Origin of the sequence: Rhodococcus sp. JVH1, assembly GCF_000280725.2 — a bacterium.
Classification (GTDB): Bacteria; Actinomycetota; Actinomycetes; order Mycobacteriales; family Mycobacteriaceae; genus Rhodococcus_F; species Rhodococcus_F jostii_A.
Map to the genome: position 1 here is coordinate 4,802,621 of NZ_CP166289.1, position 23,146 is coordinate 4,825,766.

Here is a 23,146-nt window from a genome sequence, read left to right on the forward strand (position 1 = left end):
CGCTGGTGAGACTTGGAGCCAGTTCGTGCACAATCCGCGTGAAGCTACGACGAGGAATGCTTCCGGTGCCAGCCTCGTCGCATGGGCGCGACCTCGAGGGCGGAGACCGAACCTTCACCACTACAACACGCTCACGCGTTCTCGGTCACGAACCATGCCGCGATCTGAGCGCGCGAGTTGAATCCGAGTTTGGTGAGGAGGTGTTCCACATGACCCTGTGCGGTCCGCGGCGATATGGTCAGTCTGGTCGCGATCTGACGATTGGTTAGCCCCTCGGCGACGAGCGCAGCGACTTCGCGTTCACGGTTGGTCAACCGGACAGACGGCTGGCCGGATTGTGACGAGTGCGGTCGTTGTGAGGACTCCACAGCCTCCCCCTCGAGCGCGTAGGTGATTGCGCCATCCGTGTCGAACTGGCTGCCCTTGCTACGAGCTGCGCTGAAGGCGCTGGTGCCGAGTTCGCGAGAGGCGTCGGTCACACATCGATCGTGTTGCTCGTTGAGGGCGGTGAACAGCAGTGGGCTACTCCCGACGGAATGTGCGAAGTTCGCCGCGGCGCCCAAAAGTATGGCGGATCGTTGAAACTGTCGCTCCTTGCCCGCTGTCCACGCGAGCGCCTCGAGGCACACCGCCGCGGCCAGGCGGTCGTCCACACGTCGAATCAGTACCAACGCTTCTTTCAGAAGCCTGCTCGCCCGTTCCAACTCGCCTCGGCGCATGATGGCCACGCCCATCGCCCACAGGGTGTACGACCGGTACATGGTCTCGTCGTGAGCTTCCGTAATGGAAAGAGCATCGTTGAAACACGCGATCGCCTGATTAGACTCTCCGAGCAGATCGTAACCCACACCTAGCATCACGAGGATCCAAACATGCTGTGTGAGATCATGATCGGTGGCCAATGCGACGCGCGCCTTTTCGAGTTCGGCGCACGCAGGAGTGAGGTCGCCCTTGTAGACTCCGACCACGCCTTCGGTGCGGGCGAGAAAAATGTGGACAACGGGGGTTGTCGTTTCCTCGGCCAGCGAGCGTGCCTCCTCCATCAGGGTCGACGCAGTGTCGAAGTCTCGCTGCACCGCGGCAAGCGAGCTCGCAGCGTAGAGCGCTTTGATCCTGGTGGCGGGATGCTGCCCTGCCTCGCACGCCAGTAGACGGCCGAGCCAGTATCTGCCCTCGTTGAACAGGCTGTGGGAGAACCAGAACGCGAATAGAGAAGAGGCGATATCGAGACCCTTTTCGGGGGCGTCGCCCACCGAAAACTCCATTGCCTCACGTAGGTTCGACTGCTCACGGGTCAGTTGCGTGATCCACTCGAGTTGACGGGGGCTGATCCAATCGGCCGCTGCGCCAGCGGACAGCTGTCGACACCATTCTCGATGCTCACGGCGCAGTTGCTGAAGTTCGCCCGACGCCTGCGCCTTCTCTTTGCCGTAGACGCGCAGGATCTCGAGCATCCGGAACCGCACATCCCTGCCGACCTCTTCCCGCATCAGGATCGACTTGTCCACCAGAGAGGTAAGCGTGTCCAGGAACTCGTCGGACGAGATGTCGCGACCGCAGATAGTCTCTGCCGCGGTGAGTTCGAAGTGACCCGCGAACACCGACAACCGGGACCACACGAGTCGTTCCTGCGGTGAGCACAGCTCGTAGCTCCAGTCGATACATAATCGCATCGTTCTCTGTCTCGGCGGTCCGGCCCAGTGCCCGCGGGACAACACTTCGTAGCGGTCCCTCAGTCGATCCCGAATCTGCTCGGGGGACATCGCCCGCAATCGTGCGGCCGCCAACTCGATCGGGAGGGGCAGACCGTCCAGCTGCCGGCAGATCTGCGCGATCGTGCCCGTGTTGTCTTCGGTCAGAGCGAAGGTGGGGACGGCAGCAGCGGCCCGGTCGGCGAACAACCTTACGGCGTCGAACTGGGGAAGGCCTTCCGGTGTCGTCGGGCGGCTGTCGATGGGGACGCTGAGTGGTGGAACGCGCAGAACGGCTTCCCCGCTGATTCCCAGTGGCTCGCGGCTGGTGGCGAGGATGTAGAGGTTGGGGCAGAAGTGCAGAAGTTGGTCGACGACTTCTGCCGTTTTCTCCAGCACTTGCTCACAATTATCGAGCACCAAAAGAAGCTTCTGCGAGCCTAGGAACTCTTGCAGAATCTCGATGAGCGGTCGCGCCGTCTGATTGCGTAGCCCGAGTTCGGATGCGACGACGACCACGACGAGCGAGTCGTCCTCGACGGCACCGAGCTTGACGATCCGCACACCGTCAGTGAACGCTGCCTGAACCTTCGCCGCCACACGCAGCGCCAGCCGAGTCTTGCCGACCCCACCGATACCGGTGAGGGTGACAAGGCGCGATACCCCGAGCAGTCGTCGTGCCTGAGCGAGTTCGTGACGACGACCGACGAAGCTGGTCAACTCCAGAGGAAGATCACCCTGCGCGGACTTGCCGACACCGGGCATGGAGTGCGATCGATGCTCTCTCGTGCCGGCATGCGACCCGGCGGACCCACCTCCCGCTTCGACGCGGACCGCCATCACATCCATCGGAAAGCCGTAGCGTGCCTGGATGCCCCTAAGTTCGTCACCGAACGCAGCAGCAGTGGGCTGGCGCTGGTGTGGCTCGGCAGCCATTGCACGTTCGATAACGGTGCTGACGTCATCGGGGATTCCGGCGATCCGTGGGTCGGGGACCGGATCGGTCGTGACCCGCAGAAACTGAGCGATCACGTTCTCTCCGCTGCGACGTTCGAAGGCGGCATGACCAGTGAGGGCGCAGAATACGGTGGCGCCGAGACCGTAGATGTCGGACGCCGCGCTCGGCTCGTCCCCCCGCAACACTTCAGGTGCGGTGAAGGCGGGCGATCCGGTGATTACACGCTTGGTGGTGGTGAATCCGCCAGGTATATGTGCAATGCCGAAATCGGTTAAGGCAGGCTCGGCATAGTCGGTGAGCAGGATGTTCGCAGGTTTGACGTCGCGGTGAATGATCCCGAGCCGGTGGGCGCTCTCCAATGCTCCGGCGATACGTATACCGATCCGGAGAGCCTCGTCCAGTGGAAGTGAACCCTGACGGCTAATCCATGCTTGCAGTGAGCCCTGGGCATGGAATTGCATCACCAGGTACGGCCGCCCACTTCCCGTGGTGCCCACCTGCAGCACGTTCACGATGTTGGGGTTGCCGGTGAGTCGTCCCATCGCCCGCTGTTCCCGGAAAAACCGGGCGCGGTTCTCGTCCTCCAGTTCCGAGGTCATCACCTTCACGGCAATCGTGCGATCGAGGGAACGCTGCCGACACCGGAACACGACACCGAACCCGCCGCGGCCGATCTCTCGGGGGTCGTCGAATCCGGCGTCTCGGAGCTCCGTAGCGACGACGTGCACTTCGTCGCGTTGGGTCGACAACGGATCGTTCTCAGCCGGCGGCATGGCTCACTCCGTCGGCATATCCATCACGTAACGCCCGAACGTACCTGCCACCTCAATCACCTCTGCAGAGTCCTCCAAGGATATCGCGCATGATCGGAGCCTTTGAGCGAACAACCACCGATTCCTCGCAGCATCTCGGTCACGCATCGCCGCGTCACGAACAATCGCGGTGGCCGGACGCCGCGGCGTTGCCTCAGAGACTTCCTGGACAGCATCCGGGACAATTTCCGAACCTCGCCCTGAACCGGTCTTACTCCACCGATCGAAAAAGGCGTTTGCCGTATTGTCTGGACAAGCGAGGCGGTGCCCGGTGTAGAGGCTCAGGACGAGTGCGTCGGCCTCGGTGGTAGGCCACATCCAGGGCACTTCGGGATCGAGTGGGTGGGAGATCACTCCGTCGTCGGGCTCGAAAGGGTAGTTGACCTGGTGGATGGTGGCGACCTGCTGGGAGCTGACGGTTGCGAGGGCGGGACCGTAGAGGGTTGTGCCGCCGGGCTCGAACAGGGTGGTGCCAGGTTCGACGAGGGTGACTGGTCGGGAACGTCCTCTGGCGCGTCGCAGGCGACCATGGGTCATGCGTTTGCGCAGCCGATACGGTCTCTGACCTCTATCTTGTACGGGGAGAGCCGGATTCAAGGGAGACATCCGCGGTTTCCGGGAGCTGACCAGGCCGTGGGCCCGCGCTCCCGGCGACCCCGGCGCTCAGAGTTCGATGTACAGGAAGTTGTCGGCCCAATTCGTTTCGCCGCTCGTCGTCGCGAAGTAGAAGATGCGCTCCGAGAATCCGCAATCGAAGTATTCGGCGATCTTCGATTCGCCGGGGGCGAGCGTGCCGAGGTTCCTGCTCTCGTAAACGAGCGGAGTGTGGACCGTGACTCCGGTGGCGGTCCCGTCGCCCTCGTTCGTGACACGCACGGCGCATGCGTTGACACCCTCGGCGTTCGCCTGCGTGATCACGAGGTCGGGTCCGTCGCCGAGAGAGCCGAACGGAGCAGCGGAGGCCGTTGCAGCCCCCGCGGCCGCCAGCCCCGCGATCATGGCTCCCGCCACTGCCGTACGTCGAAAATTGCGCATGGTTGTGCCCTTTCCTCGGTTGTCCGGATTGCCCGGATCCGTACGCTACAGTCGCCCACCCGCACGAAGCGTGCAGCCGAACGAAACCGCACTGCCGTGTCGTCTCGTCGAGGCCGGCCGGCACGAGTCCGCTGATCGACATCGACTTGCCGCATGCGCAACGAGGCATGGTGCTCGAGATCTGGCGACTCGTCATGGTTTGATCGAGTTATGACCGAGGAGAATGGGATTCCCACCGTCGTGACTGCCAGCCGCATCATCGAGGCCCCGGCGCGGACGGTCTTCGAACTGATTGCCGACCCAGCGCAACAGCCGCGGTGGGACGGCAACGACAATCTGGCCGAGGCCGCGGCCGGGCAGCGGGTGCGCGCCGTCGGTGACGTGTTCACCATGACGCTCACCAACGGCGGCATCCGCGACAACCACGTGGTGGAATTCGAGGAGGGGCGCCTGATCGCCTGGCTGCCCTCGGTGCAAGGCGATCAGCCGCCGGGTCATCTGTGGCGTTGGGAACTCGACCGAGTCGATGAGGCGAGCGTCCGCGTCACGCATACCTACGACTGGTCGCGATTGACCGACGAGAAACGCCTCGAGCGCGCCCGGGCCACCACGTCGGACATGCTTCTGGCCTCAGTCGACAGGCTTGCCGAACTCGCCGAGGCGAACGGCGAACGGCCCCTCGCCTGACCTGTAGCCGAGGGGCGTCCGAGGTCACCGACCGGGCACGACGGAAATCGTTCCCTGGCAAACGGCGTTCTGCGAATTGACGAACCACCATCCCGCGCCGGTCTGGACGGTCACGGTGAACGCCACCGTCCCGGTTCCCGTCCACGTTCGGTTGATCGGGATGCCGGGTTTCTGCTGCCAGGCCGCCTCATCGCTGACGCTGTGTCCGGTCGCGCCGGTTGTCGTGTTGTGCCAGTCGACCGACGCCCGCGTGCCGTACCAGTTGACGCCGATGCTCGGAATGAGACCGCCGGGCGGCGTCGGCAGTTCGTTGCCGCCGCTCAGCAGAATTGCCGGCTCCAGTGCAGACCCACCCGGTCGCAGCGACTCCCCGGACGCGGCGTTGATGGTCCACGTGAACGGCGGTGCCCAGACGAGGGGATTCGCACTCGAGCACGTCATCGTCGTCGATGTCGGTGGCGCGGGCTGAGCACTCGCAACAGCGCCTCCTCCGGTCGCCACCGCGGTTCCCAGTCCGACAGCAGTGAGTGCCGCAGCACAGACCCGTCGTCCCAGCTGCTTGTTCATCAGCGCTCCATTCCTTCGTGACCACGAGAATTGAGACGTCCGTCGCCCCCCATTCCATTTCGGCAGCGGGACAGGATCTGTTACAAATCGTGCAAACTGGACCGCCACTCACGCAGCTGTATTCGCGGCAACCAGCCGCTGAGTCCCTCAGACCCTCCCTGCGGTATCGGCGACAACCGATACATCGACGGCGGCTACCGACGCAACGAGAATGCCTATCTGGCAGCCGGATACACGTTCGCTCGGGGCGCCCAGGGCCTCGGCGTGTCGTGGAACACCACGAATGACTGTGGCGGCGCGGCTCCCCGAGGGCGACCGCGAGGTGCTCACCGCGGTCGACGGTTGTCAGGGCCTGTCGATCCGAGGCGGGGACGGACGCTGTCGCCGGTCGGGAAGGAGGTGTGGGTGAGGTGCTCGGAGATCTGCCAGATGCGTGTGGCGTCGTCGTCGCTGCGAAGCCGGGAGTAGACGGACTGTTCGGCGGGCGGGCCGGACAGGTGACCGAGACCGCTGGGACCGTACAGGCGGGCGCCGCGTGCGTCCGGTGAGGTGGCGGCCAGCAGGGCCGGAAGCAGTGCGGTCTCTACCGTTCCGACGAGGATGCCGCGGCGGGAGAGTGCGTGGATGAGGCGCCTGCCGGCGGTGTCTCGCGCGCGGCCGACCTCGGGGCGTGCGGCCAGGAGATTGGTGGGCGCTATGCCGGGGTGGGAAAGGTTGCTGGTGATCCACCAGCCTCCTGCCTGGCTGCGCCGGTCCAGCTCGAGTCCGAACAGGCCGAGCGCGATCTTGGACTGGCTGTACGCGCGCTGGCCGTGGTAGGACCGTTCCCAGTTCAGGTCGTCCCAGTTGATGGCGTGCTGGTTCGCGGCGACACTGATCTGCGAGGTCACATGCGCGTGTCCCGCGCGCAGCAGGGGTAGTAGGTCGGCGACGAGCGCGAAGTGCCCCAGGTAATTGCTGCCGAATTGCAGCTCGAACCCGTCGGTGGTGGTCTGCCGGTCCGGGGGTGTCATCACGCCGGCGTTGTTGACGAGGATGTGGATCGGACGGTTCTCGTCGCGCAGCGTGGCGCCCAGCGCGGCGACCGAGCCCAGCGACGACAGGTCGAGGTCCCGCAGGGACACGGCCGCTTCCGGGTGCTGCTGCTTGATCTTTGCGACCGCCGCGTCGCCCTTGCGAGGGTTGCGGACTGGCATGACGACCTCGGCGCCGGCGGCGGCGAGGCGCGCCGCCAGGCCCAGTCCGACGCCGTCGCTTGCGCCGGTGACCACGGCGAGTTTCCCGGAGAGGTCGGGGACGGTGATGTCCGGTCGTGTGCGTGTCATGTCCTGCTCCTGTTTTCTCTGCAATGTGGACGTGGTCTCAGGCTGCGCCCGATCCACCGAGACATCCACGGCCTGTCGATCCCAGGCAGCCCTCCGGTACCGAGGGCAGACTGAAACCAGAACTGGAAGCAAGGAGGAAGCAGTCGTGATCGATCGAGCGGGGCTCGCCGAGTTCCTGCGCCGCCGCCGAGAGTCACTTCAACCTGAAGACGTCGGACTCCCGCGTGGGCAACGGCGCAGAACCGCTGGTCTGCGCCGCGAAGAAGTCGCCACGCTCTGCCACATCTCCGCCGACTACTACAGCCGGCTCGAGCGGGAGCGCGGCCCGCACCCGTCCGAGCAGATGATCGCCTCGACCGCGCAGGGGCTGCATCTGTCCCTCGACGAACGCGACCACCTGTTCCGCCTCGCCGGGCACAACCCACCCGCGAGAGGCGCGACCAGCGAACACATCAGTCCCGGCCTGCTCCGCATCTTCGACCGGCTCACCGACACCCACGCCGAGGTCGTCACCGAGCTCGGCGAGACACTTCGGCAGACCCCGCTCGGCGTCGCTCTCACCGGCGACACCACCCGGTACACCGGCCCTGCCCGCAGCATCGGTTACCGGTGGTTCACCGACCCGGCCACCCGCGCGCTCTACCACCCCGACGACCACGCGCTGCACTCCCGCGTCTTCGCCTCCGGACTACGCGCGATGGTCACGCTCCGCGGACCCGGATCACGGGCCGCTCACCTCATGGAACTGCTGCTCGCCCACAACGAAGAATTCCGCACCGTCTGGAACGAACACGAAATCGGCATCCATTACAACGGCGTCAAACGCTACATGCACCCCGAGGTCGGTGCCCTGGAACTGACCTGCCAGACACTTCTCGACCCCGACCAGTCGCACCTCCTTCTCGTCTACACCGACATCCCCGGCAGCGAAAGCCACGAAAAACTACAGCTTCTCTCCGTCATCGGACCCCGACACATCCCGCAGGCGCCCCCGAACGCGTGACCGACCTGACGATCACCGTCGTCCGAACCCGTTTCAAGGGGCGGAACTGCCCGCCAACGCGCCGGCAGTAACGGCCTACGGTGGCTCTCGATGTACAGGGCAGTTGCCCGATGCAGCGCGCGGGGTGTCAGGAGGTCGGCAGGTACGAACGGGAGCCGGTCAGGTTGTAGCGGTGGCAACGCTGAACTCTCCATGGCCCGTTCTCCATCCGGCCGGTGGGACGTTCGCCGTCCCGTGACGCGCGCGCGGAGACACTCGAGCAGGCAGTGGTTCAGTCAATGCGGCGATCGCGTCCCAACGTGAACGGAGTGCAAGTGAAAAGGTTTATCGCAGTAGCGAGTTGGGCATCTGTGTGCCGGCGGCATTCGCCGACCCCGTCGATCCCGACCCGTTCGGTTACAAGGACCGGACATCCGACTTCGTCATACCTCTGGATCCCGGGGTGTTCGGAGCGAACGCAGGCAAATCGATCATCCTGAGTCCGTACGGCACGAGTCGGACGATCGAGTGTGCGTCCTTTCACGGGCAGAGTTGGTGTCGCCAGTTCGATCACGTCGGGAATGAACACGATCTGTACAAGATGAAGATTCCGACGGGGTCGACCGAGTGGGATTACCGCGGTGTCTGGATCTACAACCCGTTCTGGCATCGACCCCGGTGAGCGTGCGGAACGGCCGAACGTAGCGAAGTGAGTGTCCACGGCGCCCGGATCGGCGAGAATTAATGCCGTGCGAGTTCCGGTCGGTCAGCTACCAGTTGGCCACCCGACGAGGCATTGTCCCGAGCAACAGGGGGTATCGAGCATGGTGCAACGAGCGGAGCGGTACCGAGTGCGAAGGATCGGCAGTAGCGCGCCTCTCGCCATCCTCGCGATCATCCTGGCCGGCGTCCTGTTCGCGGGTGGGTGTGGGCAGCAGGACACGCAGTCCGATGCCGAATCGCAGCAGGACGCGACGACATCCGAGGCGATCCTGTTGCCTCAGGAGATTCTGGTGGGGTTGGACGTCGTCCAGACCTACTTCCCGGAGATAGAACAACAGACGGCGACGAGTGAGAACTCCACTGCTTCCGGTACTCCCGACGCGACGCGAATGGTGATCTACGAAGGGGGCGACGGTAGAAGGGTAACCGTCTCCGTCGATCGATATCCCAGCGTCGACGCAGCCGCGACCGCATTCGAGCAAGCGATCGACAACAGCGAAGTCGTCCCGGGGTTCGTGGCGCTACCGGCGCCGGCCGACGTCGGCGACAAGGCATTCGCCGGCTCCGTGACCCAGGGAGCGGACACGCATATCGGATACGGCGCGCTCGCCGGCGAGTACGTGATCGGGGTGACCTCGGCCGGCTATCCGGCGACCACCGAGAACGTCGAGAAACTGGCCGGTCTCACACGCGACGCGGTCGAGAAGGCAACGGCATAGGGAAGAACGCGCGACACGACCCTCGCGGCGCCAATACCGCGTCAGGATTGCGGCCATCGGAGTCATAGTGCCGTCAAGAACGGCCGCGTCCTCGCGTGGCGGGGGTAGATCTGGAACTGAATCCCCGAGGAGGTTCCGATGACGCTTCATCTTCCCCACCCGTTCGTGCACGAGCAGCCACGGCAGAACATCGTGCTCGACCTCTCGGCGCTCGGCCCGGGCATCGAGGACGCGCTGCGTGAGGTGATGGAACAGCCACAACTGCGGCTGGTCGGTTTCCGCTGCACAGTCGGTCCCGGGGCGGTCGACGAGGCGATCGGGCTGATGGAACAGGTCCGGCGCGACTACGGGGTGATCCTGACGGAACTGGTCCTCCAGGGCGCAGACGGTGTCGATCTGCGGGAGGTCGTCGACGAGGCCCTGGACGAGGCGTGCGCCCGCAATCGGTATCCCCGCCCGAGCGTCGTGTTCACCGGGCACGCGGCAGAGCCGGGACTCCCCGCCTTGACGAAATCCTGACGCCCTCACCCCTTGCGCCCGGTTGAACGCGCGTTTAGCGTATTAAACATGCGTTCAACCAGTGCCGGTTCCGAGGTCCCGCAACCCGATCTGACCACGCGTGCCCGAGTGCGCGACGCGGCCATCACGGTGTTCGGCAATCACGGTTTCAGTACCGGAGTGCGGGCGATCGCCACCGCCGCCGGGGTGTCACCCGGTCTGGTGATCCACCATTTCGGCTCGAAGGACGGCCTGCGCGCCGAATGCGACGAGCATGTCCTGCGGATCATCCGGGAACAGAAGGCGGAGGCGATTTCGACGCCCGGACCGGCGGGCGCCATGCACGCCCTCGCCGAGATCGAACAGTACGCCCCGCTCGTCGCGTACATCGTGCGCAGTTTCCAGGCAGGTGGAGGACTCGGCGAATCCCTCTTCGAGCACATGGTCGAAGACACCGAGCAGTATCTCGCGATGGGCGTGGCGGCCGGAACTGTCCGGCCCAGCCGCAACCCGAAGGCGCGGGCGCGCTACCTCACCCTCTACAACGTGGGTGCCATGCTGCTCTACCTGCAGATGCGTGCCGACAAGGAAACTCCGCTCGATTACGCCACGGCCATCCGCGACCTCGCCACCGACGTCACGCTGCCCGCCCTCGAGATGTACACCGAGGGCCTGTTGCCGGATTCGTCGACCCTCGAGGCGTATCTGGCCACCGAAGACGGTGCCGCGCAGGCGGGCGCTGCACCCGCAGAACATACCGACTCCCCGAACTAGGAGCAGCTATGAGTGCGATCATCGAAGTGCGCAACCTGGTGAAGACGTTCGGACGAACCCGGGCGTTGGACGGACTCGACCTCGAGGTCGGCGAAGGGGAGGTGCACGGGTTCCTCGGGCCGAACGGCGCCGGCAAATCCACCACCATCCGCGTCCTCCTCGGCAGCCTGCACTCCGACAGCGGTGAGGCCACCGTGTTCGGCCGCGACCCGTGGCGCGACGCCGTCGCCCTGCACCTCGACATGGCGTACGTCCCCGGCGACGTGACCCTGTGGCCGTCGTTGTCCGGCGGCGAGACCATCGACCTCCTCGCCCGGATGCGCGGCGGTCTGGACGAGACCCGCAAGCAGGATCTGATCGAGCGTTTCGACCTCGACCCGCGGAAGAAGGGTCGGGCGTATTCGAAGGGCAATCGTCAGAAGGTGGCATTGGTGTCGGCGTTCTCGTCCGACGCTCGCCTGCTGCTGCTCGACGAACCGACGTCGGGCCTGGATCCGTTGATGGAACAGGTTTTCCGTGAGTGCGTCGCCGAGGCCCGCGACCGCGGTGTGACGGTGCTGCTGTCCAGTCACATCCTGTCGGAGGTGGAGGCGCTGTGCGAACGGGTCACCATCATCCGGGCCGGACGGACGGTCGAATCCGGAACCCTGGCGTCGATGCGGCATCTCAGCCGTACGTCGATCACCGCCGAACTTCTCGGTGACCCCGGCGATCTGAGCCGCATCGACGGCGTGGCGGATATCGAGTTCGACGGGGCTACGCTGCACTGCCAGGTCGACAGCGAACATCTCGGCGAACTCATCCGGGTGCTCGGCGACACCGGGGTACGCAGCCTCGTCAGTCAGCCGCCGACCCTCGAAGAACTCTTCCTGCGGCACTATGAGATCGACGACGGCACGACCACGTCGTCCGACGCGGTGGAGAAGGTGCGGGCATGAGTACCGCAACGGTGTCCCGGTACCGGCCCGTGGAGCCGGCGCCGGTGTCTTCCTCGGATTTTACGGGGACACTGCACTTTCTGCGGTTGTTCCTGCGCCGGGATCGGATCGCGCTGCCGCTGTGGATCCTGATCTTCGCGTTCGCGCCCGCGCTGTACGTCGCGAGCATCGCCGACATCTACACCTCCGACGCTCAGCTGGCGGAGTTCGCGGCCACCACGGCGGCCAGCCCCGCGCAGATCGCCATGTACGGGCCGATCTTCAACTCCAGCCTCGGCTCGGTGGGTGTCTGGAAGGCCGGTATCTACTACACGCTGATCGGGCTGGTGGTGATTCTGACGGTCATCCGGCACACCCGCGCGGAGGAGGAGACCGGCCGGGCGGAGCTTCTCGACTCGACCTCCGTCGGACGGTACTCGGGCCTGACCGCGGCGCTGCTCCTCGCCGGCGGCGCGTCCGTCGTCACCGGGATCCTGTGTGCGGCAGCGTTGCTCGCCCGGGACCTTCCGGTGGGCGGTTCGGTCGCGTTCGGGACGTCGCTGGCCTGCTCCGGTCTGGTGTTCACGGCGGTCGCCGCCGTTGCGGCGCAGGTGAGTACCGGCGCCCGTGTCGCGCGCGGCGTCGCGTTTACGGTGCTCGGCATCGCGTTCGCGTTGCGCGCGGTCGGTGATGCCGGGTCCGGCACCCTGTCGTGGTTCTCACCGCTCGGCTGGGACCTGCAGATCCGTCCGTATGCCGACGAACGCTGGTGGGTGGTCGTCCCCAGCCTCGTCACGGCACTCGTACTCACCTGGGCGGCATACGCTCTCCTGCGCCGACGCGATGTCGGCGCCGGTCTGATCGCCGAACGCCCCGGCCCCACGGACGCGTCGCCGGCGCTCGCCGGCACTCTGGGACTGGCGTGGCGGATGCACCGCGGCACACTCGCGGCCTGGACGGCCGGGCTCGGTCTGTACGGCCTGCTCATCGGCAGCGCCGCGAAGGGGATCGGTGGCCAGGTCGGCGACAGCCAGACGATCCGGGACATCATCACCCGGATGGGTGGCTCGCAGTCGCTGGAAGAATCGTTCATCGGTTACGCGTTCACCATGCTCGCGGTCGCCGCCGCGGCCTACGCGATCTCCGCGTCGTTGCGGCTGTACTCCGAGGAGAACGCCCAGCGTCTCGAACCCGTGACGGCCGGTTCTGTCGGCCGCATCCGGTGGGCATCGAGCCACATCCTGTTCGCCATGCTCGGACCTGCGGTCGCGATGATCGTGGCCGGAGTGGCCGCCGGACTCACGTACGGTGCATCCATCGGCGACGTGGGGGGAGCCCTGCCCGCCGTGATCGGGGCGGCGCTCGTGCAACTTCCCGCGATCTGGATGCTCGCCGGAGTGACGGTCCTCCTGTTCGGTGTGGTCCCGCGGTTCACGCCGGTGGCCTGGGGTGTGCTCGTCGCGTTCCTCCTGATCTTCATGGTCGGGTCGATCGCGCAGTTCCCGCAGACGGTGCTGAATCTGGAGCCGTTCAGCCACGCGCCGAAGCTGCCGGGTGGGCAGATCGAGGCGACGCCGATCGTGTGGCTGCTTCTGATCACAGTGGTGCTGATCGGGGTGGGTGTCGCGGCGTTCCGGCGGCGCGACCTGCGCTGAGCGCCGGCCGGTGTGCACACTGAAGGCATGGCACGTGTGCACACCGGCGAGTCCGTCCTGGCCCGGACGGTGCGGATAGTCGAATCGTTCCGTTCGGACGATTCGCTGCTCACGGTGTCCGAGATCGCGCGACGGTCCGGTCTGCACATCTCCACCACGTCGCGGTTGATCGACGAACTGGTGGGGTGCGGCTGGTTCGAGCGTGAGGACCGGAAGGTGCGGATCGGGGTCCGCCTGTGGGAGGTCGCGTCGCGGGCGTCCCCGACCCTCGGCCTGAGGGAAGCGGCGATGCCGTTCATGGAGGACCTGCACGCAGTCGTCGGGCAGCACACTCAGCTCGGTGTCCTCGAGGGCGACGAGGTGTTGTTCATCGAGCGGCTCACGGCAGCGGGTGCCGTGGTCAACTACACGCGCATCGCGGGCCGGATGCCGCTCCACGTGTCCTCGTCCGGGCTGGTGCTGCTCGCGCACGGACCGTCGGAGCTGCAGGAGCGCATCCTGAGCGAGCCGTTGAAGGTGTACACCGACAACACGATTCGCACCGCACGACAGCTGCGGGGAGTGCTCGCCGACGTCCGCCGGCACGGCTACATCCTCTGCGCCGGACACCTCTACCCGGACACCACGGGCGTCGCGGTCCCGGTGCGGGACGGCCACGGCAAGGTGGTCGCCGCGCTGTCGGTCATCGTGCCGAACGACGAGAAGGCGTACGCGCAGATCCCCGCGCTGCAGGCGGCCGCGAAGGGCATCACCCGCGTGATGGCGGCGGCGTCGACGTGAGGCAAGCCCAGGTGGCAGATTCCCACGGATTTGCCGGAATCCGACGCAATTGCGCGGGCGGCTGACCAATGTCTGTGACACTGTGCGCGGTGGACTATCCGCCCCGCCCGTGCCACGGTGGAAACGGAACCACTTCTCCCAGAAAGCGCAGCATCATGGAAAGCACCTCGCAACCCAGCCCCCGGGAATGCCCGGACTGCCACGCGCTCACCGCGGACCTCGAGGCACATAAACTCTGGCACTCGCGGCTCGTCCACGACATCGCCACCGCCGTCGACAAGGACATCAGCCGAAGGGCGCACACCGCCTAACTCAGCCGGCGGACACGGCGACCACGAGCTTCCCGCGAACCTGACCGTCGACGAGCCGCCGGAGTGCGGTGGCGGCCTCGCTCAACGAGTACGTCCGGTCGATGACGGGTGTGACGTCGCCGGACTCGACGAGGTCGCGGAGCACGAGCAGGTCGTTACCGTCCTCCTTCGAGACGAACACGCACAGTGTCTGACTCACGAAGGGGGACAGCGCGAGTGCGCGCAGCTGGCGATCGGTGCCGCCCAGCCACCGTCCGTCGGTTTCGCCGCCGACGATGACGAGTCGGCCGCGCGGGGTGAGGACACGACGCAGGCGGGAAAGGGACGAGTTGCCGCCGATGTCGAGGACGACGTCGTAGCGCCGCCCGAGTCGGGTGAAGTCTTCGCGTGTGTAGTCGACGACGTGGTCGGCTCCGATCGACCGGACCAGGTCGACTTTCGCGGTGCTGCACACGCCCGTGACCTCCGCCCCGTACGCCTTGGCCACCTGCACGGCGAACGTGCCGACGCCGCCGGACGCGCCGATGATCAGCACCGCCTGCCCCGCCGTGACCCTGCCGTGGTCGCGCACACCCTGCAGCGCCGTCAGCCCGGAGATCGCGATCGCCGCGGCTTGCACGAACGTCAGATCGGCGGGCTTGTGCGCGAGCTTTGCCGCCGGTGCGCACGCGTACTCCGCGAAGGTTCCGGCGCCGATGCCGAACACGTCGTCGCCGGGGCGGAATCCTGTGACGTCGCGACCGATCGCTTCGACGCGTCCGGCCAGATCCATCCCGGGAACAGCGGCCTTGGGCCGGCGGAGGCCGTAGCCCGCGAGGCGCAACGGATATGGGAGACCGGTCACGAGGTGTGCCACACCGCGATCGACACCCGCCGCGTGCACTCGGACCAGCACCTCGTCGTCGGCAGGAACCGGTATGTCGACGTCCCGCAGTTCGAGGACCTCGGGCGGGCCGTAGACGTCCTGGGCGACGGCCTTCATGCGGCTGTCGGCGTGGGTCGGTGACTCCATGTCGGACTCCATTCGGATGGCGGATCGACCGTCTGCTTAGAGCGTACGCTTACAACGTAAACTAGTGCTTACAACGTAAACTATGCCGATGGAGAATGTGCGATGACGGCCGAGACCGACCCGAAGGCAGAACCCCGCGTCCCCCTGACCAGGGAGCGCGTCCTGAACGCCGCCGTCGCCCTCGCCGACGACAGCGGCGTCGAGGCACTCACGATGCGCCGGATCGCGCAGACGCTCGGGGTGGAGGCGATGTCGTTGTACCGGCACGTGAAGAACAAGGACGACCTCCTCGACGGCATGGTGGACGTCGTCTTCGGCGAGATCGACCTGCCGCCGAACGGTCGCGACTGGAAGTCCGCGATGCGCCGGCGCGCTATCTCCGTACGGGACGTGCTCGCACGGCACCGCTGGGCCACCGTCCTGATGGAATCGCGGACAACCCCCGGCCCCGCGACGCTCCGGCACCATGACGCGGTGCTGGGCATTCTGCGGGCAGCGGGATTCTCCATCGAGCTTGCCGCGCATGCATTCTCGGCCCTGGACAGCTACATCTACGGCTTCGCGATGCAGGAGACGAGCCTGCCGTTCGGCTCCTCCGACGAGCTCACCGACGTGGCGGAATCGATCCTCGGCAGCGTCCCGGCCGACGAGTACCCCCACCTCACCGAGTTCGTGACGCAGCACGCCATGGCACCCGGATACGACTTCGGTGACGAGTACGAATACGGACTCGACCTGATTCTCGACGGACTCGAGCGGGCAGGCGGACCGTCTCTGCCCAGTTGAGTGACCCTGGTTACATCTCGACTTTCAACTATTGAAAATGATCTGGCGGCTCACCCCCGGCTCGGAAGATCCTCGAACAAACGCGAGATCGAGGAGTCGAGATGCCACAGAACCCGGTTTCTTCCGGTGCGCCAGCGAACGCGGCGCTACAGGTTGTCGTCAAAGAGGTTGTCGCGGAGGGTATTGTCGCGCTGACCTTGCGTCACCCCGACGGGCGGCGCCTGCCGGACTGGGCGCCGGGGGCCCACATCGACCTGCTGCTTCCGAACGGGCTGACGCGGCAGTACTCGCTGTGCGGCGACCGGTGGGACGCGTACAGCTACCGGGTCGGGGTGCTGCGGGAATCGGCGGGCCGGGGCGGGTCGGCGTACGTCCACGACGTACTCGCGGAGGGTGATCTCGTCGGGGTCGGCGGTCCGCGCAACAACTTCCCGCTCGTCCCCGCACCGAGGTACCTGTTCATCGCCGGCGGTATCGGGATCACCCCGCTGCTGCCGATGGTCCGTCAGGCGGAGCTGATGGGAATCGACTGGCAACTCCTGTACGGCGGCCGCACCCGCACGTCCATGGCGTTCCGGGACGAACTTGCCGCCTATGGCGACCGGGTGTCCGTCGTGCCTCGCGACGAGCAGGGCCACCTCGACTTGTCGGCGCATCTCGCCGCGGACGCCGCCGACGCGAAGGTCTACGTTTGCGGGCCCGGACCACTCCTCGCCGCCGTCGAAAACTGTTGCACGGATTGGCCCGTCGGCACGCTGAGGACCGAACGCTTCGTGCCGAAGGACAACGGCGCGCCCCTGCGCGACGAACCGTTCGAGGTCGAACTCGCGCGCTCCGGCCTCGCGCTGACGGTGACGCCCGGCGCCAGCGTCCTCGACGCCGTGCAGGCGGCCGGGGTCGACGTTCTGTCCTCGTGCCGCGAGGGCACGTGCGGGACCTGCGAAACCACCGTCCTCGCCGGCGCCCCCGACCACCGCGATTCGGTCCTCGACGACGAGGAGCGGTCCGCCGGCGACTGCATGCTCATCTGCGTCTCCCGGTCCTGCTCCGACCGCCTCGTGCTCGACCTCTGACACACCCACCCGAAGGGACTCACCGTGACGATGTTCGCCCCCGCTCCCGCGTTGCCCGTCAGCGACGCCGACCCGTTCGCCCTCGATGTCTTGCAGGACCCGTTGCCGTTCCAGGCAAATCTGCGGGACGCCGGCCCCGTCGTGTACCTGCGGCGGTACGACGTCTTCGCGCTGGGCCGCTACGAGCAGGTCCATGCCGCGCTGACCGACTGGCAGTCGTTCCAATCCGCTGCCGGGGTCGGCCTGAGCAACTTCCGGTACGAGACCCCGTGGCGTCCGCCGAGCATCCTGCTCGAGGCCGACCCGCCGCATCACGACGCTCCGCGGGCGGTGCTGAGCAAGATTCTGGGCCCCCGCGCGCTGCAGAAACTCAGGGCAGCGTGGATTCAGGATGCGGAGGCCCTCGTCGACCAGTTGCTCGCGAACACAACCGAATTCGACGCGGTCACCGACCTCGCCGCCGCGTTCCCGCTGCGGGTCTTTCCGGATGCCGTCGGCATTCCCGACGCCGGACGGGAGAACCTGCTGCCGTACGGGGACCACGCATTCAATGCGTTCGGTCCCGCCAACGGTCTGGTGGAGAAAGGGGCGCCGCGGGTGGCCGAACTGTCCGGCTGGGTCAAGGCGCAGTGCGCCCGCGACGCGCTCACCGGCGACGGTTTCGGTGCGCAGATCTGGGCGGCGGCGGACCGCGGCGACATCACGTACGAGCAGGCGCCGCTCGTCGTGCGCTCGTTGCTGACGGCGGGGGTGGACACCACGGTCAACGGACTCGCGGCCGTGCTCTACGCGTTCGCGACGCATCCGGACCAGTGGGCGAGGCTGCGCGAGAACGGCACGCTGGCCCGGACGGCGTTCGACGAGGCGGTCCGGTGGGAGTCGCCGGTCCAGACGTTCTTCCGCACCGCCACCCGCGACACCGAGATCGGCGGCGCGACCATCCCGGACGGCAAGAAGATCCTGATGTTCCTCGGCGCCGCGAACCGGGATCCCCGCCGGTGGGAGAACCCGGAAGTATTCGATCTCGGCCGCAACCCGTCGGGGCACGTGGGGTACGGGATGGGAATTCACCAGTGCGTCGGCCAGCACGTCGCCCGGCTCGAATCGGAGGCGCTCCTGACGGCACTGGCCTCGCGGGTGCACTCACTGGAGATTGCCGGGCCGGTTCACCGGCACCTCAACAACACGCTGCGGTCGTGGGAATCCGTGCCGGTCAAGGTGCGGCTGCCCTAGGCGCGAAAACCATACGTACGTATGTATTGGCACGGCGGAAAGTCGCACGAATCCGACGGTCCCACCGATACGATGCTCCCGACCCGGCCGCCACGGAGAGAGGGACCATGGACACTCGTTCGTCCGCATCCACCGCGCTCACCACCGAGGAGAAGGCCTCGCTCACCAGCGGTGAGAACTTCTGGGAGACAAAGGCGCTCGACCGGGTGGGTGTCCCCTCGATCTACCTCACCGACGGCCCACACGGGGTGCGGAAGCAGACCGGCGGCGGCGACCACCTCGGCATCGGCGACAGCGTACCCGCGACGTGCTTCCCGCCGGCGGTCGCGCTGGGTTCGACCTGGGACCCGGACCTGCTCGAGACGGTCGGTCGGGCCCTCGGCGACGAGGCGAAAGCCGAGGGCGTCGGGGTCCTGCTGGGGCCGGGTATCAACATCAAGCGTTCACCGCTCTGCGGCCGCAACTTCGAGTACCTGTCCGAAGACCCGATTCTGAGCGGCCGGCTCGGTGCCGCCCTCGTCGACGGACTGCAGGGACGGGGGATCGGCGCGTCGCTGAAGCATTTCGCCGCCAACAACCAGGAGACCGACCGGCTCCGGGTGAGCGCCGACATCGACGCGCGGCCCCTGCACGAGATCTACCTTCGCGGGTTCCGGCACGTGGTCGAGCACGCGGCTCCGTGGACGGTAATGTGCTCGTACAACCGCATCAACGGCGTCTACGCGTCGGAGAACCGGTGGCTACTCACCGACGTCCTCCGCGGCGAATGGGGTTTCGACGGGCTCGTCGTCTCCGACTGGGGTGCCGTGTCGAATCGGGTTGCCGCGCTCTCCGCCGGGCTCGATCTCGAGATGCCGTCGACGAACGGGGTCACCGACGCCCAGATCGTCGCCGCGGTCGAGTCCGGTGCCCTCGCGCAGTCCGCACTCGACACTGCGGTGGAAAGGGTGCTCGCGCTGGTCGAGAAGGTGCGGTCGAACTTCGATACCTCCGCCGACTACGACCGCGACGCCCACCACGCCCTCGCCCGTGACGTCGCCCGCCGCAGTGTCGTGCTGCTGAAGAACGACGGAATCCTTCCGCTCGATCCCGCAGCGAACACGAGGATCGCGGTGATCGGCGAGTTCGCACGCACTCCGCGCTATCAGGGTGCGGGCAGTTCGCAGGTCGTCCCGACCCGCCTCGACAACGCTCTCGACGAGATTCGGACGATCGCCGTCGGCCCCGAGATCACGTTCGCGCCCGGATACTCACTCGATGAATCCGGCAGCGCGACAGGTCTACTGGTCGACGAGGCGGTGTCGCTGGCCGCCTCCGCCGATGTCGCCGTCGTGTTCCTCGGGCTCCCCGCTGAGGACGAGTCGGAGGGAATCGACCGGGAACACATCGAACTGCCCGCGGCGCAGACCGAACTGCTCGACGCGGTGCTCGCGGCCAACCCGCGCGTCGTCGTCGTGTTGTCCAACGGCAGCGTCGTGCGACTGTCGGGTCGGGCCGGGCGAGTCCCCGCGATCGTGGAGGGCTGGCTCCTCGGTCAGGCCGGTGGGGGAGCCGTCGCCGACGTGCTCTTCGGGGTGGTCAACCCGTCGGGCCGGCTGGCCGAGACGATTCCCGTTCGACTCGAGGACACCCCGGCGTACCTCGACTTCCCGGGCGAGGCGGGCCACGTGCGGTACGGGGAAGGCCTGTTCGTCGGCTACCGGTATTACGACAGTCGAGACGTGGCGGTGAGTTTCCCTTTCGGGCATGGCCTTTCGTACACGAGCTTCGACTATTCCGCCCCCACCGCGACACGGACCGCCGCCGGAGTCGAGGTTGCGCTGACGGTCACGAACACCGGGCCCCGGGACGGACGTGAGGTGGTCCAGGTGTACGTCGGTGTCCCCGGTTCGGCAGTGGCCAGGCCGGTTCGCGAGCTGAAAGGTTTCGCGAACGTCGACATCGCGGCCGGTGCGAGCGAATCCGTCCGGATCCCGATTCCGTTCGAGGACCTGGCGTACTTCGATGCGGCGCTGTCGCGGTGGGTCGTCGAAGGCGGCGACTATCGGGTGTGGGTCGGCGCCTCGTCGCGGGACCTGCGCGGGGAGGTGGTCGTGACGGTCGGGGGTGACGCACCCCTTCCGGTGCTCACGGCGGAGTCCACGATCGGTGAATGGCTGGCGCATCCGGTGGGGAGTGAGATTCTCGGGGCGGCGCTGGCGCAGACCGCCGGGTCGGGCGTGTTCGACGACCCGTCACTGCTGCGGATGGCCGCGTCGATGCCGCTGAACCGCGTCGCGGCATTCCCCGGCAGCCCGATCGGCACCGAGCAGTTGGATGCCTTGGTCCGGCGCGCCGAACGGCCGCCGCGGGTGATGACCGATCATGCCCGCGGCGGCCGTTCGTAGCGGCTGGTTACGAGGAGGACTCGTCGATGTCGAAGAGTTCGCCGATCAGGCCGCCGAGGAACCGTCGGTGTTGCGACGATATTTCGGCGGCCGCTGCTTCGTCCCGGGCCGCGCACAGGGTGATCAGGTTGTCGTGGTGTTCGATGGCGTCCTGCCAGCCGCGGAGACTGGAGAACTTGCGGTAGTAGATCCGGTGGATCTGCGGGTGCACCTGGTGCATGAGCCGTTTGAGCAGTGGGTTGCCTGCGGCGTCGACGATGACGCCGTGGAAGGTGTCGTCCGCGGCGAGTGCGGCACCGATGTTGTCGGTCTTGATCGCCTGCGCGAGGTCGTCGTTCGCGGTGCGCATCACGTCGATCATGTCGTCGGTGAGGTTGGGCACCCCCGTTTTGACGGCCAGTTGATCCAGGACCTCCATCACCGCCAGCGTTGCCTCGACATCGGCCCGGTTCAGCGGTGTGATCCGGGTGAAGGCGGCGGGTTTCGCCTCGACGAGTCCGGTGTCGATCAGCCGTGTCAGAGCCTCGCGCACCGGGGTGCGGCTCAGCCCCAGATGTTCGGCCAGCTCGCTGTCCTTGACCTTGGATCCGGGCGCGAGCTCACCGGTGACGATCGCGTCGCAGATCCGCTCGAACGCGACGTCGCTCATGCGGGGGCGCTCCACCGGATTATCACGCAACATACTGGATACTGTACTCTGCACGCCGCACGTTCCCAGGGGCCGCGTGGGTGAGTGCCTGGTGCCTTGTCGCGAGGATACCGAGAATGCCTTCGTCGACTGTCCATCGTCCGGGCCCCCCGCTACCCATCCGCGTTGTGTCGCCCGGCGAGGACCTTGTCGCCGAGGTCGTCGCCAGGCGTTTCGGCGGACCGACCGGCCTTCGCCTCGGCTTTCTCCTCGGACTTGTCGATCACCGACGCGGCGAGGGAGTTTCCGACGACGTTGACCGCGGTGCGGGCCATGTCGGCGATGAAGTCCACCCCCAGCAGGAGCGCGACGGCTTCGGCCGGCAGGCCGATGGTGTTACCCGCCGCGATGAGCACCACGATCGAGGCGGAGGCAACGCCGGCCATGCCCTTGGACAAGATGACCAGGACCCCGACCATCAGCAGCAGGGTGGGGATCGAGGTGTCGATGCCGTAGGCGTTGGCGAGAAAGACCAGGGCGACAGCCTGGTAGAGGACGGAGCCGTCGGTGTTGAACGAGTAGCCGAGCGGCACGACGAACGAGGTCGTAGAGCGGCTGACGCCGAGCCCCTCGAGCTTGAGCAGTAGCGGCGCGAGCACTGCCTCGGAGCTGCGGGTGACGAACGCGAGTCCGACCAGATTTCCGATGGCCTTGAGCATGGTGACGTACTCGACGCGGAAGATCGCGGCGATGATCGGAAAGATGACGCCGAGGATGATCGCCATACCGACGTAGACGACGGCGAGGAAGCCGAGCAGGCTCGATAGGTTCCCGAACCCGTAGTGCGCGACGTCATAGCTGATGAAGCCCAGGACCCCGAGGGGCGCGAGGCGAATGACGTAACCGACCACCTTGAACATCGCGCCGGCGAGTGAGTCGAGCACGGACGTCATCGGCTTCGACTGCTCACCGATCGCGGCGAGTGCGACGCCGACGAACCCGGCGAACACGATCACTGCCAGCAGGTTCCCCTCCGCGAAGGCGGCGAAGACGTTCTTGGGAACAGCGTGCAGGAGTAGTTCGTGGAAGTCGATGCCCTGCTCGAGGGTCTCGACGGACGCACCGTCGGCGCCGGCGACTGGGGCGCCGGAACCGATGTCGAGCAGCTTCGCAAGCGCGACGGCCATCAGCAGGATGATCGTGGTGACGACCTCGAAATACAGGATCGCCTTGGCGGCCATGCGCCCGACCTTCTTCGCCGAATCCATGCGCGCGATGCCGAGCACGATGAGCGGGAAGACCAAGGGGACGACGATCATCTGAACCAGGTTGAGGAACACGTCGCCGGCCAGTTTGAGTTGCTCGCCGACGGCGGGGGCGAACGTGCCGATGAGTGCGCCGACGCCGACGGCGATCAGTGACTGCACGCCGATCGGCAGCTTCCAGAACTTCCACCACCTGCGTGGTGTGCGAGACGCGTCGGCGTCCTCGGGTGCTGTTGCGGAGTCAGCGGGGATGGCTCGGGTTGTCGTCATTCAACGGCTCCAATATATTGGATGTGGTGTACTGTTCGACAACAGTGATCGACGTCAT

General features: G+C 66.5%; 20 protein-coding genes. 13 read left to right on the forward strand and 7 right to left on the reverse strand.

All coding sequences use genetic code 11. From position 1 onward, the window contains the following. Positions 1-131: 131 nt before the first annotated feature. Together JVH1_RS22180 and JVH1_RS22185 are read right to left on the reverse strand one after the other, a co-directional pair. A complete protein-coding gene (locus tag JVH1_RS22180) occupies positions 132-3,422 on the reverse strand; it encodes a protein kinase (protein WP_009475725.1) in 3,291 nt (1,096 codons plus the stop codon). A 702-nt stretch (positions 3,423-4,124) separates the two neighbouring features. After that, positions 4,125-4,496, reverse strand: coding sequence for a hypothetical protein (locus JVH1_RS22185; protein ID WP_009475723.1), 372 nt, complete (start codon positions 4,494-4,496; stop codon positions 4,125-4,127). Between the two features lie 210 nt (positions 4,497-4,706). Here JVH1_RS22185 and JVH1_RS22190 point away from each other — a divergent pair, with 210 nt between their 5' ends. Beyond that, entirely contained in the window at positions 4,707-5,183 is a 477-nt protein-coding gene (locus tag JVH1_RS22190) for an SRPBCC family protein (protein WP_009475721.1), read from the forward strand. A gap of 24 nt (positions 5,184-5,207) precedes the next feature. Here JVH1_RS22190 and JVH1_RS22195 read toward each other — a convergent pair whose 3' ends face one another. Both JVH1_RS22195 and JVH1_RS22200 read right to left on the reverse strand, forming a co-directional pair. Continuing rightward, positions 5,208-5,750, reverse strand: a complete 543-nt coding sequence (locus JVH1_RS22195; RefSeq protein ID WP_009475720.1) for a hypothetical protein — start codon at positions 5,748-5,750, stop codon at positions 5,208-5,210. A 326-nt stretch (positions 5,751-6,076) separates the two neighbouring features. After that, entirely contained in the window at positions 6,077-7,075 is a 999-nt protein-coding gene (locus JVH1_RS22200) for an SDR family oxidoreductase (RefSeq protein WP_009475719.1), read from the reverse strand. Between the two features lie 145 nt (positions 7,076-7,220). Between JVH1_RS22200 and JVH1_RS22205 the strand changes: the two genes are divergently transcribed. From JVH1_RS22205 to JVH1_RS22240, 8 genes are all read left to right on the forward strand, one after another. Further along, on the forward strand, positions 7,221-8,078 hold the full coding sequence (locus tag JVH1_RS22205) for a helix-turn-helix transcriptional regulator (RefSeq protein WP_009475718.1): 858 nt from the start codon (positions 7,221-7,223) through the stop codon (positions 8,076-8,078). 803 nt (positions 8,079-8,881) lie between these two features. Further along, positions 8,882-9,499: a hypothetical protein gene (locus tag JVH1_RS22210; RefSeq protein ID WP_043779466.1), complete on the forward strand. Its 618-nt coding sequence runs from the start codon at positions 8,882-8,884 to the stop codon at positions 9,497-9,499. Between the two features lie 138 nt (positions 9,500-9,637). Next, positions 9,638-10,018 carry a hypothetical protein gene (locus JVH1_RS22215; protein WP_009475715.1) on the forward strand — a complete coding sequence of 127 codons (381 nt, stop codon included), beginning with the start codon at positions 9,638-9,640 and terminating at the stop codon, positions 10,016-10,018. 48 nt (positions 10,019-10,066) lie between these two features. After that, positions 10,067-10,771, forward strand: coding sequence for a TetR/AcrR family transcriptional regulator (locus tag JVH1_RS22220; protein ID WP_009475714.1), 705 nt, complete (start codon positions 10,067-10,069; stop codon positions 10,769-10,771). A gap of 8 nt (positions 10,772-10,779) precedes the next feature. After that, positions 10,780-11,709 carry an ABC transporter ATP-binding protein gene (locus tag JVH1_RS22225; RefSeq protein ID WP_009475713.1) on the forward strand — a complete coding sequence of 310 codons (930 nt, stop codon included), beginning with the start codon at positions 10,780-10,782 and terminating at the stop codon, positions 11,707-11,709. Beyond that, on the forward strand, positions 11,706-13,343 hold the full coding sequence (locus JVH1_RS22230; RefSeq protein WP_009475712.1) for an ABC transporter permease: 1,638 nt from the start codon (positions 11,706-11,708) through the stop codon (positions 13,341-13,343). The genes JVH1_RS22225 and JVH1_RS22230 overlap by 4 nt, the downstream gene beginning before the upstream one ends. Positions 13,344-13,370: 27 nt before the next feature. After that, complete coding sequence (locus tag JVH1_RS22235) at positions 13,371-14,123, forward strand: IclR family transcriptional regulator (RefSeq protein WP_009475711.1); 753 nt, start codon at positions 13,371-13,373, stop codon at positions 14,121-14,123. Between the two features lie 155 nt (positions 14,124-14,278). Then, positions 14,279-14,434, forward strand: a complete 156-nt coding sequence (locus tag JVH1_RS22240) for a hypothetical protein (RefSeq protein ID WP_009475710.1) — start codon at positions 14,279-14,281, stop codon at positions 14,432-14,434. Position 14,435: 1 nt separating this feature from the next. Here JVH1_RS22240 and JVH1_RS22245 read toward each other — a convergent pair whose 3' ends face one another. After that, complete coding sequence (locus JVH1_RS22245) at positions 14,436-15,446, reverse strand: NAD(P)-dependent alcohol dehydrogenase (RefSeq protein ID WP_009475709.1); 1,011 nt, start codon at positions 15,444-15,446, stop codon at positions 14,436-14,438. 102 nt (positions 15,447-15,548) lie between these two features. Between JVH1_RS22245 and JVH1_RS22250 the strand changes: the two genes are divergently transcribed. The 4 genes from JVH1_RS22250 to JVH1_RS22265 all read left to right on the forward strand — a co-directional run bounded on the left by JVH1_RS22250 (position 15,549) and on the right by JVH1_RS22265 (position 20,925). Continuing rightward, positions 15,549-16,232, forward strand: a complete 684-nt coding sequence (locus JVH1_RS22250; protein ID WP_009475708.1) for a TetR/AcrR family transcriptional regulator C-terminal domain-containing protein — start codon at positions 15,549-15,551, stop codon at positions 16,230-16,232. A gap of 101 nt (positions 16,233-16,333) precedes the next feature. Further along, the gene (locus tag JVH1_RS22255; protein WP_009475707.1) at positions 16,334-17,305 is read left to right on the forward strand and encodes a PDR/VanB family oxidoreductase; all 972 of its coding nucleotides are present in this window, start codon (positions 16,334-16,336) and stop codon (positions 17,303-17,305) included. Between the two features lie 30 nt (positions 17,306-17,335). Next, positions 17,336-18,538, forward strand: coding sequence for a cytochrome P450 (locus JVH1_RS22260; protein WP_043779475.1), 1,203 nt, complete (start codon positions 17,336-17,338; stop codon positions 18,536-18,538). A 107-nt stretch (positions 18,539-18,645) separates the two neighbouring features. Next, positions 18,646-20,925: a glycoside hydrolase family 3 C-terminal domain-containing protein gene (locus JVH1_RS22265; RefSeq protein WP_009475705.1), complete on the forward strand. Its 2,280-nt coding sequence runs from the start codon at positions 18,646-18,648 to the stop codon at positions 20,923-20,925. Between the two features lie 7 nt (positions 20,926-20,932). Here JVH1_RS22265 and JVH1_RS22270 read toward each other — a convergent pair whose 3' ends face one another. Both JVH1_RS22270 and JVH1_RS22275 read right to left on the reverse strand, forming a co-directional pair. Next, entirely contained in the window at positions 20,933-21,574 is a 642-nt protein-coding gene (locus JVH1_RS22270; protein ID WP_009475704.1) for a GntR family transcriptional regulator, read from the reverse strand. Between the two features lie 152 nt (positions 21,575-21,726). Further along, on the reverse strand, positions 21,727-23,088 hold the full coding sequence (locus JVH1_RS22275; protein WP_009475703.1) for a dicarboxylate/amino acid:cation symporter: 1,362 nt from the start codon (positions 23,086-23,088) through the stop codon (positions 21,727-21,729). Between the last annotated feature and the right edge of the window lie 58 nt (positions 23,089-23,146).

Excerpts from the sequence above, each read along its gene's own strand:
- JVH1_RS22180 (WP_009475725.1), bottom strand. The coding sequence starts at position 3,422 with ATGCCGCCGGCTGAGAACGATCCGTTGTCGACCCAACGCGACGAAGTG.
- JVH1_RS22185 (WP_009475723.1), bottom strand. The coding sequence starts at position 4,496 with ATGCGCAATTTTCGACGTACGGCAGTGGCGGGAGCCATGATCGCGGGG.
- JVH1_RS22190 (WP_009475721.1), top strand. The coding sequence starts at position 4,707 with ATGACCGAGGAGAATGGGATTCCCACCGTCGTGACTGCCAGCCGCATC.
- JVH1_RS22195 (WP_009475720.1), bottom strand. The coding sequence starts at position 5,750 with ATGAACAAGCAGCTGGGACGACGGGTCTGTGCTGCGGCACTCACTGCT.
- JVH1_RS22200 (WP_009475719.1), bottom strand. The coding sequence starts at position 7,075 with ATGACACGCACACGACCGGACATCACCGTCCCCGACCTCTCCGGGAAA.
- JVH1_RS22210 (WP_043779466.1), top strand. The coding sequence starts at position 8,882 with ATGGTGCAACGAGCGGAGCGGTACCGAGTGCGAAGGATCGGCAGTAGC.
- JVH1_RS22215 (WP_009475715.1), top strand. The coding sequence starts at position 9,638 with ATGACGCTTCATCTTCCCCACCCGTTCGTGCACGAGCAGCCACGGCAG.
- JVH1_RS22220 (WP_009475714.1), top strand. The coding sequence starts at position 10,067 with ATGCGTTCAACCAGTGCCGGTTCCGAGGTCCCGCAACCCGATCTGACC.
- JVH1_RS22225 (WP_009475713.1), top strand. The coding sequence starts at position 10,780 with ATGAGTGCGATCATCGAAGTGCGCAACCTGGTGAAGACGTTCGGACGA.
- JVH1_RS22230 (WP_009475712.1), top strand. The coding sequence starts at position 11,706 with ATGAGTACCGCAACGGTGTCCCGGTACCGGCCCGTGGAGCCGGCGCCG.
- JVH1_RS22235 (WP_009475711.1), top strand. The coding sequence starts at position 13,371 with ATGGCACGTGTGCACACCGGCGAGTCCGTCCTGGCCCGGACGGTGCGG.
- JVH1_RS22240 (WP_009475710.1), top strand. The coding sequence starts at position 14,279 with ATGGAAAGCACCTCGCAACCCAGCCCCCGGGAATGCCCGGACTGCCAC.
- JVH1_RS22245 (WP_009475709.1), bottom strand. The coding sequence starts at position 15,446 with ATGGAGTCACCGACCCACGCCGACAGCCGCATGAAGGCCGTCGCCCAG.
- JVH1_RS22250 (WP_009475708.1), top strand. The coding sequence starts at position 15,549 with ATGACGGCCGAGACCGACCCGAAGGCAGAACCCCGCGTCCCCCTGACC.
- JVH1_RS22255 (WP_009475707.1), top strand. The coding sequence starts at position 16,334 with ATGCCACAGAACCCGGTTTCTTCCGGTGCGCCAGCGAACGCGGCGCTA.
- JVH1_RS22260 (WP_043779475.1), top strand. The coding sequence starts at position 17,336 with ATGTTCGCCCCCGCTCCCGCGTTGCCCGTCAGCGACGCCGACCCGTTC.
- JVH1_RS22265 (WP_009475705.1), top strand. The coding sequence starts at position 18,646 with ATGGACACTCGTTCGTCCGCATCCACCGCGCTCACCACCGAGGAGAAG.
- JVH1_RS22270 (WP_009475704.1), bottom strand. The coding sequence starts at position 21,574 with ATGAGCGACGTCGCGTTCGAGCGGATCTGCGACGCGATCGTCACCGGT.
- JVH1_RS22275 (WP_009475703.1), bottom strand. The coding sequence starts at position 23,088 with ATGACGACAACCCGAGCCATCCCCGCTGACTCCGCAACAGCACCCGAG.